General features: G+C 75.3%; 11 protein-coding genes. 9 read left to right on the plus strand and 2 right to left on the minus strand.

Annotated elements, in window-relative coordinates:
• From GPA10_RS27550 to GPA10_RS27575, 6 genes are all read left to right on the plus strand, one after another.
• Positions 1 to 182 (plus strand): carboxyl transferase domain-containing protein (locus GPA10_RS27550; RefSeq protein ID WP_281364847.1); only part of this gene is annotated, 182 nt, incomplete at its 5' end.
• Between the two features lie 416 nt (positions 183 to 598).
• Positions 599 to 1432: a ScbR family autoregulator-binding transcription factor gene (locus GPA10_RS27555; protein ID WP_157167867.1), complete on the plus strand. Its 834-nt coding sequence runs from the start codon at positions 599 to 601 to the stop codon at positions 1430 to 1432.
• A 363-nt stretch (positions 1433 to 1795) separates the two neighbouring features.
• Positions 1796 to 2692 (plus strand): AfsR/SARP family transcriptional regulator, encoded by an 897-nt coding sequence (locus GPA10_RS27560; RefSeq protein ID WP_343041384.1) that lies wholly within the window; start codon positions 1796 to 1798, stop codon positions 2690 to 2692.
• 854 nt (positions 2693 to 3546) lie between these two features.
• Positions 3547 to 4368 carry an AfsR/SARP family transcriptional regulator gene (locus tag GPA10_RS27565; protein ID WP_058846589.1) on the plus strand — a complete coding sequence of 274 codons (822 nt, stop codon included), beginning with the start codon at positions 3547 to 3549 and terminating at the stop codon, positions 4366 to 4368.
• A 397-nt stretch (positions 4369 to 4765) separates the two neighbouring features.
• On the plus strand, positions 4766 to 5743 hold the full coding sequence (locus GPA10_RS27570) for an aromatase/cyclase (RefSeq protein WP_343041385.1): 978 nt from the start codon (positions 4766 to 4768) through the stop codon (positions 5741 to 5743).
• A gap of 337 nt (positions 5744 to 6080) precedes the next feature.
• The gene (locus tag GPA10_RS27575) at positions 6081 to 8537 is read left to right on the plus strand and encodes a condensation domain-containing protein (RefSeq protein ID WP_157167869.1); all 2457 of its coding nucleotides are present in this window, start codon (positions 6081 to 6083) and stop codon (positions 8535 to 8537) included.
• 474 nt (positions 8538 to 9011) lie between these two features.
• Here GPA10_RS27575 and GPA10_RS42790 read toward each other — a convergent pair whose 3' ends face one another.
• On the minus strand, positions 9012 to 10406 hold the full coding sequence (locus GPA10_RS42790; protein ID WP_246259876.1) for an AfsR/SARP family transcriptional regulator: 1395 nt from the start codon (positions 10404 to 10406) through the stop codon (positions 9012 to 9014).
• 33 nt (positions 10407 to 10439) lie between these two features.
• Positions 10440 to 11210, minus strand: a complete 771-nt coding sequence (locus GPA10_RS27585) for a thioesterase II family protein (protein ID WP_157167870.1) — start codon at positions 11208 to 11210, stop codon at positions 10440 to 10442.
• Between the two features lie 543 nt (positions 11211 to 11753).
• On the opposite strand from GPA10_RS27585, the gene GPA10_RS27590 reads away from it, so the two are divergent.
• The 3 genes from GPA10_RS27590 (at position 11754) to GPA10_RS27600 (ending at position 14899) form a co-directional block, all read left to right on the plus strand.
• Complete coding sequence (locus GPA10_RS27590) at positions 11754 to 13574, plus strand: acyl-CoA dehydrogenase family protein (protein WP_157167871.1); 1821 nt, start codon at positions 11754 to 11756, stop codon at positions 13572 to 13574.
• Between the two features lie 81 nt (positions 13575 to 13655).
• Entirely contained in the window at positions 13656 to 13982 is a 327-nt protein-coding gene (locus tag GPA10_RS27595) for a phosphopantetheine-binding protein (protein ID WP_063803472.1), read from the plus strand.
• A complete protein-coding gene (locus GPA10_RS27600) occupies positions 13979 to 14899 on the plus strand; it encodes a 4'-phosphopantetheinyl transferase family protein (protein WP_241844850.1) in 921 nt (306 codons plus the stop codon). The genes GPA10_RS27595 and GPA10_RS27600 overlap by 4 nt, the downstream gene beginning before the upstream one ends.
• Positions 14900 to 15021 lie beyond the last annotated feature (122 nt).

The raw sequence follows: 15021 nt of genomic DNA on the forward strand, positions 1-15021 counted from the left end.
CCCGCATGGTCAAGGAGTACAAGTCCGAGCTGATGCACCCCTACTACGCCGCCGAACGCGGCCTGGTCGACGACGTCATCGACCCCGCCGCCACCCGCGAAGTCCTCGTGAACTCGCTGGCCATGCTCCGCAGCAAGCACGCCGACCTGCCCGCACGCAAACACGGCAACCCCCCGCAGTAACCCCGCCCCGTCCCCGGACCCGCCGGCCCGCACCGGACCGCGCCGGGTCTGCGGCCCCTGCCGGCCCCGGCAGGGGCCGCAGCCGCAGCCGCAACCACGGCAGACGCCACCGCCGCATCCGCCCCGCCAGACATCACACGCCCCAACAGCAGTCAGAATCAACGCAGTTCGAGGACCGCCCCCCATCCCGGGCACCCCTTCGGACCCGACCCCGCCCAGCCGAAGACCCGCACCACCGCAGTCCCGCACCACCGCAGTCCCGCAGTCCCGCAGTCGTGCAGAGCAGTTGTGCGGTTGCGCAGTTGTGAACAGTTCAAGAGCCGCAGTGTCCACGGGGGAGTGGAGCAGTTCAGGGCATCCAGGCGGTGGCGTGCACGCCACCGCGGTGCACCCCCCCCACGATCGGGAGAACCACCATGGTGCAGCAAGCGCGAGCCGCGCGCACACGACAGTTGCTGATGCGGGCGGCGGCCCAGACGTTCGCCGAAGAAGGCTTCGTCGCGGCCTCGCTCAGCACCATCAGCAGCCGGGCCGGGGTGAGCAGCGGCGCGCTGCACTTCCACTTCGAGAGCAAACAGGTCCTGGCCCGCGCGGTGGAGGAGACCGCCGCCGGGGCCATCAGCCGCATCACCCGCCAGGCCGAGGCCAGCGACGTCAGCCTGCTGCAGCGCCTGGTGGACGCCACCCACGCGCTGATGCACAGCCTGGAGGCCGACGTCGTGGTACGGGCCGGCTTCGAACTGGCCGGCACCACCCCGCGCCGCAGCGAGGCCCTGGACCTGCGCGGCCAGTGGCAGCACTGGGTCGAACAGCTCCTGCACGCCGCCGCCGCCAAGGGCGAACTCGCCGACGGCGTCCGCCCCGAGGAAGCCTGCTCCGCCGTCCTGGCCGCCACCGTCGGCTTCGAGGTCCTGGGCAGCACCAACCCCCAGTGGGTCGCCCGCTCCACCCTGCGCCACTACTGGGAACTCATGCTCCCGCGCCTGGCCCCCCAGGACACCCTGCCCGCCCTCGTCCCCTACGGCACCACCCCCGCCCCCAACACCCCCGCACCGCCCGCCGAAACCAGCACCAGCACCCCGGCCCCCGCCTCCAGCACCGCCCCCGGCCCCACCGCAAGCCCAGGCCCCACCGCAAGCCCAGGCCCCGCCGGGAGCACGGGCCCGGCCGGGAGGAGCACGGGCCCGGCCCTGAGCGCGGCAGAGCCCGCAGCCGTGTCCCTGTGCCCGCACCCCCATAAAACCGACTGACCGGACTGTTACGAAGCCCTGCGGGCGCCGTCACGCGGCGCCCGCACACCCGTGCGCACCCGCCTCCCCGCCCCGCCCGCCCCCCGAGCATCCCGCCGCGCCCCGCCCCGGCCGCGCCCCCCCGCACCCGGGACGCCCGATGCACACGCCCGTGACCTGCGCATACGCCCCGCACGGGCCGGGCGTCGGCACGCGGCGGGCGGGGCGGCGGAGGGACCGTTCCGGCCCCCACACAGAAACCATCCATGCGGTTTCATATTGACAAACCGCATGGACTGTTTTTGAATCGTTGGGTAGGGGGACCACCCCCCGGGCAGGGGGACGGCCCCCACGCGGCAGCATCCACGGGACAGGGGAAACGCTGTGGACATCAACGTACTGGGCGCACTGGCGATACAGGAGCGCGGCGTCTCCATCACGCCCAGCGCCCCCAAGCCCCGTCAGGTGCTGGCGCTGCTGGCGCTGCATGCCGACCGTGTGGTTCCCGTCTCCGCGCTGATGGAGGAGCTGTGGGGCACCACCCCGCCGCGCAGCGCCCGCACCACGCTGCAGACCTATGTGCTGCAGCTGCGCGAGCTCATCGCCGCCGCCCTGCGCACCCCCGACGGCCCCGCCGCCGGCACCGGCCCCGGCGGCGGTCCGGGTGCCGGTGCGGGTGTCCCGGACGGCGGCGGGCAGGGGCGGCAGTCGGCGAAGGACGTGCTGGTGACGACGCCGGGCGGCTATCTCCTGGCCGGGGGCCAGGGGGCCAACGACGCCCGGGAGTTCGAGCGGCTCGCGGGCATGGGCTACCGGGCGATGGACGGCTCGGACTACGCGGGCGCCGCCCGGCAGCTGCGGCAGGCGCTGGCGCTGTGGAGCGGGGACGCGCTGGCCGACGTGCCGGCCGGGTCCCAGCTGAAGGTGGAGATCCGGCGGCTGCACGAGAGCCGCCTGTGCGCCCTGGACCAGCGGATCGAGGCCGACCTGCGCCTGGGGCGGCACCGGGAACTGCTGGCCGAGCTCACCGTCCTGGTCAACCGCCACCGCACACACGAGAACCTGCACGCCCAGTTCATGCTGGCGCTGCACCGCTCGGGGCGCCGCGGCGAGGCCCTGGACGTCTACCAGCGGCTGCGCGCCACCCTGGTGCGCGAGCTGGGCCTGGAACCGTCGGTGGCACTGCGCCGCCTGCAGCGCTCGATCCTGCTGGCCGGACCCGAGACCGCCACCGCCACCGCGGCCGAAACCGCCCGCCCCCGCCTCACCCCCGTCAGCTGACAGCCGCAGCCCACCAGACCCCCACCGCCCCACCGGCGCCACGCCCCACCGCACGGCACCGCACGGCACGGCAGCGCGCCACGGGCCCACGGCCCCGCGGGCCGCCCCGCAACACCGCAGTACAGCCCCACAGCCCCACAGCCCCACAGCTCCACAGCCCAACACAGCCCCATAGCCCCACAGCTGCCGCGGTCACGCGGCCGCGCCGCTGCACGGTCGCCGACACCGCCGCAGCGCCCCGGCCCGGCGCCCGCGCGGCAGCGGCCCGGAACACCTTTTCGGCGGCAGCTCCTCTGGCCACCCCAGAGCGCCCCCGGACCGGACCTCCTGGAACCCGCACCCGGTCCCGCACCCGGGGCCCGGCAGGCGGGCCCGGTACGCGGGCTCCGTACGGCGCGGCGTGCCGGACCCGGCAAGACGCCCCGCACGACACGCGCCCCGCACGACACGCACAACACGCCATGCGCGAGACGCCCCCTGCACAGGAGGCAGGACGTAGGACGCAGGACGCGGGAGGCGGGAGGCGGGAGGCAGGGCGCGGCCGTGCAGGGCGTGGGTGAACGACGCAGCCTCCGTACCCGCAAAGGGGGGGGGGTGTGTCCCGCGGCAGGCCCGCCCGCCACCGGGTTGCCACCCACCGGGGCGGGCGCCGGCAGGGGCGGCCGGTGATCGGTGTCACCCGCCGCCCCCTCAACTTCTTTGCAGAATAGAACATTTGGGGAAACAGGTGTTTCTCATCCTGTCTCAAGGACGGCTTGAGAAGCGTAAAGGGCTGTGACGGCTCCGGCTAATGTGCTCGCGGTGATGGCATCAGCCACTGAGAGGAACTCGACGAAGTACGAAAGGACAATCCCGTGAAGATTCAGGTCCTGGGTCCGCTGAGTGCCAGTGTCAACGGGGGATCGATCGTCCCGACGGCGGCGAAACCGCGGCAGATCCTGTCCCTGCTCGCCCTTTCCCCGGGGCGGCTGGTGCCCGTCCCGATCCTGATGGAGGAGATCTGGGGCATGGAGCCGCCGCAGAGCGCGCTGACCACCCTGCAGACCTACATCCTGCAGCTGCGCCGCCGCCTGGGCACCGCGATGGGCCCCGACGCCCCCGGCACCGCCAAGGACGTCCTCGCCACCCGGCACGGCGGCTACCTGATGCAGATCGCCCCCGACAGCGTGGACGTGCACCAGTACGAGCATCTGGTCACCCGCGGCCGCGGCGCGTTCGAGGCCGGTGACGACGGCGCCTCGGCCGAGCACTTCCGCCAGGCCCTTGCGCTGTGGCGCGGGCCCACCCTGGTGGACGTGCGCACCGGCCCGATCCTGGAGATCGAGGTGATGCGCCTGGAGGAGAGCCGTCTGGGCACCCTGGAGCGCCGCATCGACGCCGACCTGCGCCTTGGCCGGCACTCCGAACTCATCGCCGAGCTCACCGAGCTGACCGCCCGCTACCCCCAGCACGAGGGCCTGCACTCCCAGGCCATGGTGGCGCTGTACCGCTCGGGCCGGCAGGCCTCGGCCCTGGACATCTACCGCCGCCTGCGCGCCCGCCTCATCGACGAGCTGGGCGTGGAGCCCTCCCCGCAGATGCAGCGCCTGCACCAGGCCATGCTGGCCGTCGACCCGCAGCTGGACGTCGTCGCCGGCCCCCGCCGCGGCTCCACCTTCGACCTCTACGCCGCCTGAAAGGACCCCCCCGCAACCCTGCCCTGCCCCTTCTCCGCTTCTGCCCCTTCTGCGCTTCCTGCTGCTTCTGCGCTCCCTGCGTTTCTTGTGCTGCTGCTGCTTCTCCGCTTCGGCGCTTCTCTGCTTCGGCGCTTCTGTGCTTCTGCGCTTCTCTGCTTCTCTCTTTTTCCGGTTCTGTCCCGTGCCGCCGCTGCCCCCGCCCGTGGGCGGGGTGCGGGCGGGCTCGAGCCGGACTCCGGCGCGGCTCGAGCCCCTCGAGGGACAGTTGACCAACTGCTGAGTGAATGACCAAGGGCTGCCGATGACCGCTGCCGTCCCCGGGTGGCCTGCCGGCCGTGGGCCCGCACCACCGCAGTCGCCGCGGCGCCCTCCCTTTTTCCGAGAGAAGGTGGTGCCGGTGTCGGGCGAGCGTGTTCACCGGGTGTCGCACGCGGTCGAGGTGGCCGCTCCCGCGGGAGTCGTCTACGGGCTGATCGCGGACGCCGTGCAGTGGCCGCTGTACTTTCCCGCGAACGTCCATGTGGAACGCCTGGACTACGACGGAGTACGAGAACGCCTGCGGATGTGGGTGGTCGCCGACGGACAGGTCAAGTCCTGGACCTCCAGCCGGGTGCAGGACCCCGCCCGGCGCACCGTCACCTACCGGCAGGAACAGCTGATGGAACCGGCCGCCTCCATGGGCGGCACCTGGTCGGTGACCGAACTGGGCGCCGAACGCTGCCGGCTGGCCATCGACCACGCCTTCAGCGCCGCCGGCGACCGGCCCGAGGACCTGGCCTGGCTGGAGCGCGCCACCCGCGCCAACGCCCGCGCCGACCTGAGCAGCCTGCAGGACATCGCCCGCCGCTGGTCCCGCCTGGACCAGCTGGTGCTCTCCTTCGAGGAGAGGCTGCGCGTGCACGGGCCCGCCGAACTCCTCTACGGCTTCCTGTACGAGGCGGCCGACTGGAGCCAGCAGGTCCCCTACGTCACCGGCGTGGACCTGGACGAGACCCAGGCCGGCATCCAGAAGATCACCATGGGGGTGCGGGGCGAGGACGGCGGCGAGGAGCAGGTGACGTCGGTGCGGGTGTGCTTCCCGCACGCGGGCCGCATCGTGTTCAAGGAACCCGACCCGCGCGGCCCGGTGGCCGCGCACTGCGGCGAATGGCTCATCGACCCCGACGAGAGCGGGGTCACCGTCATCGCCCAGCACCACGTCGTGCTGTGCGAGGACACCCTGGCCCGCACGGCGCCCGGCACGGACGCGGCCACGGCCCTGAACCGGGCCCGCCGCCAGGTGCGCGCCCGCCTGGCCCGGGAGAGCGGCACCCTGATGGAACTGGCCCGCGAACACGCCGAGACCGCGGTGCGCCACCTTACCCCCGCCCGCTGACCCCCGCCCGCACCCGCCCGACCCGTACCCGTACGCACCCGCGCCTGCACACGTACGGAACGCATGCGCACGCACGCGCACCGTCAACTGGCCGGGCGGGCAAGGGTGTTGGAGAGCTGAATATGTTCCGTGGGCTTGCGGGCGGGCAGGCGGGGGGTGTCGGGTGGGCGGTCGGGGGTGGGCCGCTTGTGCCGCTGACGCTCATGTCAGCGGCACGTCAGTGTGGTGTGGGGCGGGGGACCCATACTCGATCTCTGCGCTCGCAGGAGAGGAGGACGGGGCCGGTGCCGTCGCGCAGCCGCGGCACCCGTGGTGACACGCCGGCCCCGCTGAGCCGATGACCGACGGACGCACCGCGGCGCACGCGCCGCTGACCGCCGTGCTCGATGCCGGCGCCATTCTGCTCGACACCCCCTCCACGCTGGAGCTGCGCGGCCCGCTGGATCCCGCGCTGCTGGAGGCGGCGCTGGCGCATGTCGCCGCGGAGCAGCCGGCGTTGCGGGAGGAGCGGCCGCACATCCTGCGGCACGGCCCGGCCCACCACACCCTGGAGCTGACCGGCCTGTACCCGCTGGGGATCCTCGCCGACCTGCTGACCGCCGCCCCCCACACCACCGACCCCCACCCCGCACCCGCCCCCGCCCCCGCACCGGGCCCCGAACCCCAGCTCAGCTCCGACCCCGACCTCGGCCCCGACCCCAACGCCGACCCCGGCTCCGGCCCCGGCCTTGAGCCCGACCCCGATTTCGGCCCCGGCCTTGAGCCCGGCTTCGGCCCCGGCCCTGAGCCCGACCCCGACCCCGGCCTCGGCTTCGGCCTCGGCTTTGAGCCCACCGCCCCCGACAGCACCGGCACCGCCGGACACAGCGGCCCTCACGACCGCGCCAACGACAGCCGCCGCGACAGCCGCGGCGGCAGCGGCGGCAGCGGTGGCGGTGGCAGTGGTAGCGGCGGTGGCAGCGGCGGCGGTGGGGGAGCGGGGCGGGCATGGCCGCGGCTGCCGCAGCTGATGGAGGCCACCGGGCTGCAGCAGGAACTGCTCGCCGACATCGCCGCCCACCCCGACCACCAGGTGGCACAGCTGTGCTGGCGCTGGCACGGGCCGCTGGACACCGCCCGGTTCAAGGCCGCCTGGCAGTCGGTCACCGACCGCGAGACGGTGCTGCGGGCCGCGTTCGTCTTCGACCCCGCACCCCGGGTGGCCCTGCACGCCCACGCCCGCATCACCGTGACCCGCCACCCGCACGGCCGCCTGACCCGCCACGCCCTGATGGAACAGGAACGCCGCCGCGGCTTCGACCCGGCCCGGCCCGCCATGCTGCGCGCGGCCCTGCTGGACGGCGCCCCGCCCGACACGGCCCCGGCCCCCGGCCGGTTGCCGCAGGACCAGGCCCCCACCTTCGTGCTGCTCACCTACCACCGCGCCCTGCTGGACAACTGGAGCGTGCGGGTGCTGGTGCAGGAGTTCTACCGCGCCTACCTGGCCACCGGCACCCTGCCGGGCGCCGAGCGCCGCCCGGACCTGCGCGACTACCGGCGCTGGCTGAACCAGCAGGACGCCCGCGCGGCCCGCGACCTGTGGACCCGTCAGGAACCGGTTGCCTGCCTGCTGCCCCGGGCCCGGCCGGGCGCGGTGACCGGGCACAGCGGCACCGGCCGCACCCGGGCCCGCCTCACCCGCGCCGAGGCCGCCCGCCTGACCACCTGGGCGGCCCGCTTCGGCACATCCGAGAGCAACGCGCTGCAGGCGGTGTGGGCGATGCTGCTGCACCTGGCCGCCGCCCCCGGGGCAGCGGCCCCGGTCCGCTTCCACGTCACCGTCTCCGGACGCGGCATCCCCATGGAGGGCATCACCCGCCTGCCGGGCCCCCTGCAGGGCCCGCTGCCGATGACCCTGCACGTCGACCCCGCCGCCCCCGTGGCCGGCCTGCTGCAGCAGGCCCGCGACCAGGTCCTGGACCTGAGCGCCTACGAGTGGGTCACCACCGGCGACATCCGGGAGTGGACCGGCGCCCCGCCCCCGCAGACCCTGCTGTCCTTCGCCCACACCCACCGCCCGGCGGAAGAGGTCACCCTGGCCCTGGCCGCCCGCCGCATCCACGTCGAGGAGCCCGAACCGGCCGGCGAGCACAGCGCCCACCCCATCGGGATCCTCGCCCACCGCGACAGCACCGGCTGCCTGGTGCTGACCGCCGTCCACGACCGCAGCCGGCTGCCCGACGACACCGCCGCCGCCCTGCTGGCCCGCAGCGCCCGCCTGCTGCGCCAGCTGCCCCTGATCGCCGGCGAACACACCACCGTCGCCCAGGCCCTGGCCGGCCTGGGCACCACCGCGCACACCGACGCGCCGCTGCTGTACGACCCGCCGCCGGCCGCGGCCCCCGGCCTGGCCCGCCTGCGCCCACCGCGCCAGGACGGCGCCGGCACCCTGTGCCTGGTCTCCTCACCCGGCACCCCCGCCTCCTGCCAGGACGCCCTGGCCCGCCACTACCCCGGCCCCGAGGCCCTGATGGCCCTGCACCCCGACGCGGCCCGCGTACCGCACTGCCTGCCCCTGCTCACCCCCCACCTGGAGGCCGGCACCCCCCTGATCCTGGGCGCCTTCTCCGGCGCCGGCGCCCTGGCCTGGGAACTGGCCCGCTACCTGGCCGCCCACAGCGGCCGCGCCCCCCTGGTCGTCCTGGGCTCCGGCGGCGACGACGGCGACGGCGACGACCCCGACGGGGCCTGCGAGGCCGCCGTCCGCGACCTCGCCCACGCCGTCGCCGCCGCCAAGGCCCGCCGCACCCCCTGACCAGCCGCCGCCCATCCGCCCGGGAACGGGCGGGCGGGCTCCGGCGATCCTCCAGCGCCGCTCCGGCGGCGGCCGCCAGGGTGGAGAGGCCGGGCCGGCAGGCCTCCCCCGTGCCTGCCCACCGCCGGACCGCCCCAGGTCCGCCGGACCCCGGACCGCGGCGGTCTTCCCGGGTCGTACCCCGTCCCCGGCAAGACCGCCGCACCCGCCCTTGTGCTTCCCGCCCCCGTGCTTCCTGCACCCGGCTTCCCGCCCCGTGCTTCCCGCCCCGTGCCTTCCGTACCCGGCTTCCCGCCTGCGGCGGGTCGGCGGGGCGGGCGGTCACGGGCAGGCGGCCCCTTTCAGCGGCGCGCACAGCGCGTCCGCTTCCTGTCCCGGCCGCCAGGACCACCGCCACGGCCGCACGGCAGCCCGCCGCCACGGCCGCCCGCAGGTCCAGCGCCCGGCCGGGCCACCGGCCGCCCCTTGAGCGGCCTAGGACGCGGGAGCAGGAGCGGGAGCGGGGACGGGGGCGGGGTGGCCGGTGGCGGCCGTCAGGGCCTCGAAACGGCGCAGCAGTTGGCGCTGCTGGACCCGCAGGCTCTCGATGCGGTGGTGCAGCCGGGCGATCTCACTGCCCAGGCTCAGCACCGTCTCACCCGCACCCGCACCCATACCCGCACCCGTGCCGGTGCCGGTGCCGGTGCCGGTGACCGTGTTCAGGCTCAGGCTCAGGCCGTCCCCGCCGGCCACCGCGCCGCGCGCGCAGAGCGGGGACGGGGCGGGAGCGAGAGCGCGGGCCTGGAGGACGGCGCCGGAGACGACGGCGGCGGCAGAGGGGGCGGAGGGGGCGGCGGTCAGGGCGGCGGTCGGGGAGGCGGTGAGGGCGGGGGCGGTCAGGGCGGCGTCGTGGCGCAGGATGGCTTCCATGCGCTCGCGCAGTACCGGTCCTGGCTCCACGCCCAGTTCGTTGACCAGGCGTTTGCGGGCCCGGTCGTAGACGCGCAGGGCCTCCGCCTGGCGTCCGCACCGGTACAGGGCGAGCATCAGCTGGTCGTAGAAGCGTTCCCGCATGGGGTGATCGCCGGTGAGTTCCTCGAGTTCGCCGATGATCTCGCCGTGGCGTCCGGCGCGCAGACAGGCGTCGTGCAGCAGTTCCAGGGCGGCCAGGCGGTGTTCTTCCAGGCGGGTGGCCTCGGCGGCGCAGATGTCGCCGCCGATGCTGCCCTCCAGGGCGGGGCCGCGCCACAGGCTCAGGGCCCGGCGCAGGAGTTCGGCGGCGCGGGCGGGTTCGTGCGCGGCGATCCGGCGGCCCTGGGCGGTGAGCTGGTGGAAGTGGGCGGCGTCGGTGTCGGCCGTGCCCAGGCGCAGGACGTAGCCGGGCGGGCAGGTCCAGATGCCCGCACCCGCCCCGTGCCCGGCCCCTTGCCCGGCCCCTTGCCCGGCCTCCGCCCCGCTGCCCTCTGCCGCCGCGCCTGCCGCCCCCGCACCGGCCGCCGCCCCGGCCCCGGCCGCTGTGCGGGCTGCCGCCGCGGCTGGTGTGCGGGCTGCGGTCCCGGTGTGCGCTGCGGCGGCCCGCCCCCGCCCGCGCCCCCGCCCGTGTGCTGCCACAGGAGCCGTCGCGGCAGCGGACGCGGGGACGCCGGGGACGGTGCCGGGGGCGGGCAGCAGGCGGCGCAGGCGGGCGACGTGGGCCTGCAGGGCGTTGGCGGCGCCGGCCGGGGGGTGTTCGCCCCACAGTTCGTCGATGAGGCGGGCGACCGACACGTGGTGGCCGGCCATGGCCACCAGGGCGCCGAGCAGGGCCCGCTGTTTGGCACCGGCGGGCAGGATCCGCCGGCCGGTACGGCCGTCGTGGATCTCCACCGGGCCCAGAATGCGGAACTGCATCTGTTCTTCCCCCTCACACCGGCCGCGGGCCGGTCAGTTGGGTGCCGCCGCCGTGCGGGTGGCGGCCAGGGCCGCGCTCAGGTCCCCGGTGATCTGCGCGAGCAGCGGGGCGGGGTCGTCAAGGAAGTAGAAGTGGCCGCCGTCGAACAGGCGCACGCCCCCGAAGCGGTGGGTGAGGTCCTGCCAGGCGGCCAGCCGTTCACGGGGCACGGTTCCATCGGCGCGGCCGCCGTAGACGCAGCAGGCGACCGGCAGCCGGGGCGTGCCGGGGGTGAGGGTGTAGGAGTCGACCAGGCGCAGGTCGGTGCGGATCAGCGGGGCGAAGCGGGCCCACATCGCGGGGGAGTCCAAGACCTCCGCCGGGGTGCCGCCCAGACGCCTGAGGTGTGCTTGCAGTGCGGCGTCGTCCAGCGTGTGCCGGGCGCGCGGGCCGCGGCCGGCCCCGGGCGGCGCGCCGCGCGCGGACAGCCCCAGCCACACCGGCAGCGCCCGGCCGCGTACGGCCAGGCGGCGGGTCATCTCGTAGGCGAGCACCGCGCCCATGCTGTGGCCGAAGAACGCGAAGGGCGCCGGGTCGTGGAGTTCGGGCTCCAGGCGCTCCAGCAGGAAGTCGGCCAGGCGGCCGGCGTCGGCGGCCGGCTCCATGTCCAGCAGCCGCCCGTGGCCGGGCGCGTCCAGCAGGCGCACCTGCCAGGTGCCGGGCAGCAGCCGCGGCCAGTGCCGGAACGTCAGGTGCGAGCCGCCCGCGTGGTGCAGCACGAACAGGCGCACCGCGAGGGGGGTGGGACTCGTGCTGCTCGGCATCGCTCTCCTCGGCCCGGCCGGCGGCGCCCGGCTGCTCAACAACCCGTGCCGCACACACACTTGTCACTTTCGGACGATAGACGAAACACCCTCACCGCAAAGCGCCCCGCCCTCGCGGCTCCGCCTGCCGTGTGGCCGTCCTCGAGCCCCTTTCCGGCCCCGCCCCCGGCCCGCCGGAAAAAACACCCGGACCCCCCGCCCGCAAAAACCCCCGGAGCCGCTGCCGGAAAACCCCCGGAGCCGCTGCCGGGAAAACCTCCGGGCCCGGTGCGGCGATGCGGCGGAATACCCCGCCGCCGCGGCGGAAACGCGGCGGAAAAGGGGAAACACCCACCCCCGTGATGTCGCTGCTGCAAACGCAAAGGGGGGCGGGGTGCGAAGGGGTGCCGGCCTGCGGGGCGCGGGGCGGTGGCGGGGCGGGGAGCTGGGGGCTGTGGCCGGGCCCCGGTGAGGGTCGAGCGGTTCTCCAGCCCTCTTGGTGAGGCTCGGAGCAAAAGGGGGGCCCGTGCCGGACGGCCCGGCCCGGCGGAAGGTGGCGCAGCGATGGCATCGGGGACGACGTTCGCCCTGCAAGCCGTACCAGCACACACAGACGGTCCGGCGTCCGCCGCCCAGGTGGCGCTGCTGGCCTCGGAAGCCGCGGTGCAGAAACGTACCGCCGATCTGGAGGCGCGCTTCGGCGACCCGTGGGACACGGCCAACCCGCTGGGACACGGGCCCATCCTGGCCGCCGACGCTAAGGGCCGCCTCCAGGCCGCGGCCGAGGACCTGCTGGACGACTTCCGGCTGAACGCCGAGTTCGTGCCCGCCGCACTGGGCGGGCGCCTGGTGCGCGCCGACACCCTGGCCCGCATCCTGCGGCCGGTCTTCCGCCGCGACCAGTCCCTGGGCGTGGGCTACGGCGTCTTCTCCCTCCTGGCCGGCGCCTCGGTATGGGCCGGCGGCAGCGCCGAGCAGCAGCGCTGGGCGGCCGACCTGCTCCTGGGCGGGGGCCGGCTGGCCGTCTCCTACCGGGAACTCGCCCACGGCAACGCCTTCCTGCGCGACGAGTTCCGCCTCACCCAGGGCGGCAAGGGCCTGGTCCTCAACGGCACCAAACGCGTGATCATCAACGCCGACCGGGCCCAGGGCCTGGTCGTGGTCTGCCGCAGCTCCGACGAACCGGGCAGCCAGGCCCACTCCACCCTGCTCCTGGACCGCGGCCGGCTGCCCGCCGGCCGCGTCAAGGACCTCGCCCCCTACCCCATGGTGGGCATGCGCGGCTGCCGCATGACCGGCCTGGCCTTCGACGACTGCCCCGTGCCCGCCGACGGCCTGCTCGGCGCGGTGGGCGGCGGCGTCGAACTGGCCCTGAAGTCCTTCGCCTTCACCCGCTCCGTCCTGCCCGCCATGGTGCTGGCCGGCGGCGACACCGCGCTGCGCACCGCCCTGCGCTTCGCCGAGCAGCGCGGCGTGGGCGGCCGGCCCCTGCCGCGCAACCCGCAGGCCCGCCGCACCCTGGCCGGAGCCTTCACCGACCTGCTGATCTGCGACAGCCTCAGCCTGGCCGCCATGCGCGCCGCCGGCCACCACCGGGGCATCACCGGCGTGTACGCGGCCGCCACCAAGTACCTGCTGCCGATCCTCCTCAACGACGCCGTGCACGAACTGTCGGTGCTGCTGGGCTCCAGCATCTACGTGCGCGACGGCGAGTTCGGCATCTTCCAAAAACACGTCCGCGACCTGCCGGTCACCAGCCTGGGCCACGCCGGGGCGGCCGCCGCGCTGTCCACCATCAGCCCCCAGCTGCCCGCCCTGGCCCGCCGCTGCTGGCAGCCGGCCGGCGCCGGCGACACCGGCGACCCCTCGCTGTTCGCCCTGCGCCAGGACCAGCCCGCCCTGGCCTTCTCCCGCCTGGAGACCTCGCCCGACAGCGACGTGCTGTGCGCCGAACTCCTGGCCGCGGCCGGCTTCCTGGAGGAGCACCCGGACCTGGAGTTCACAGCCGTCCTGCAGCCCCTGGTACGGCTGCTGACCGCCGAACTGCGCCGCCTGCGCGCCGCCTGCACCACCCTGGCCCCCTTGAGCCGGCACTGCCTGGCCAACCCCCAGACCTACGCCCTGGCCGACCGCTACACCCTGCTCCTGGCCGCCGCCGCCTGCCTGGGCGTGTGGCGCCACCAGCAGGGCGGCCCCGACGTCTTCCTGGCCCGCTCGGGCTGGCTGGTCAGCGCCCTGCTGCGGATCTGCACCCGGCTCGGCATCGGCCCCCTGCCCGCCGGAGCACCCGCCCCCGAGGCCCAGGTCTTCGCCGAGCTCCTGCGCCGCCACCACCAGCCCTCCAGCTTCGACCTGTACGACAGCCCGCTGGCCGCCGCCGGCTGACCCCCCCCGCGCCCCGGCACACCCCCGTGCGCCGCCGCGCCGCGCCGCCCCGCACCATCCTGTTGGACCGAGGAGGACCACGTGAGTGAACTACTGCTGGACCGGGTCGCCGACGACGTCGTCACCGCCCTGGAGACCGGCCGCGCCCCCGTGAACGAACGCAGCCGCCTGTACGAGGACCTGGGCCTGGACTCGCTGATGCTGATGCAGCTCATGCACCTGCTGCAGGAGCGCCGCCCCCAGCTCGGCGACCTGCTGCTGCCCGACATCGTCAGCCACATGGCCGACGTGGGCACCCTCACCGACCTGCTGCGCGCCGCCACCGGGGAAGACGACCTCGACGACACCGGGGCCGCGGGCGGGCCGTGGTGTGCCGCAGGCGGCATCGGCCAGAAGGCCGCGGCGTGAGCACGGCCGTGGCCGCCGCGGCGGTGCTGCCCGCGCCCTCCGCGCTCGCCGTCCTGTCCGAGCCCGTCCTGGTCACCCCGGCCGGGCCCTGGGACACCGTACGGCGGGAACTGGCCGAGCACGCCAGCGTGGTGCTGTACGCGCGCCTGGGGGACTGGCTGCCCGAGAGCCGGCCGCAGGAGCAGGACAGCGCCGCGGACGCCGAGGCCGACTCCGCGCTCGCCCCGCTTCTGGGGCGGGACTTCGAACGCTACCGGGGCATGACCAACCAGGACGTGCGCGCCCGGTTCCTGGCCTCGCGGCTGCTGCTGAAGTACGCCGCGGGCGCGGTCCTGGAGGCCCGCCCGGCCGACATCGACCTGGCCTACAAGCCCGGCGGGCGCCCCTATCTGCGCGGCTGCGACCAGGTCGACATCAGCCTCAGCCACACCGCCGACCTGCTGGTCGTCGGGGTCACCCGGCGCGGCTGGATCGGCGTGGACGCCGAGCTGGAGAGCCGCCGCCTGGAGGGCTCGGCCGTGGAGCGGCAGATCTGCACCCCGCACGAGACCGAGCTGATCTCCCGCATCGAGCAGCGGCGCCGCAACTCCACCCTGGTGCGGCTGTGGACCCTCAAAGAGGCCTACAGCAAGGCGATCGGGCAGGGGCTGCGGTTCCGCTTCACCGAGTTCGGGTTCGCCCCGGGCGCCCGGCGCATGCAGGTGCTGCGGCCCGACGGCACCCCGGGCGCCGGCGACGAGTGGAGTTTCCGTACCTGGACGGTGGCCGGCGACTACACCGTCAGCGTCGCCCTGTTCGACTTCGGGTTCGGGGACACCGCCGACATCGCCGCGCAGACGATGCTCGACGAGGGCATGGTCGACGCCCTGCTGCGCGAGGCCCGCCGGGCCGAGAACCACCGCCGCACCACCGGATGACCCCCCTTGCGCCGCGCCCCCGGGCCGGTGCGCTTTCGGCCCGGGGCGCCGCGCACGAAGGCCGGCCCGCGTCCACCGCGGGCCGGCCCTCCTGCCTGTGCCGCCCCCGGCACGGCAGCAGC

The sequence above is a fragment of the Streptomyces typhae genome, assembly GCF_009755605.1.
GTDB lineage: Bacteria > Actinomycetota > Actinomycetes > Streptomycetales > Streptomycetaceae > Streptomyces > Streptomyces typhae.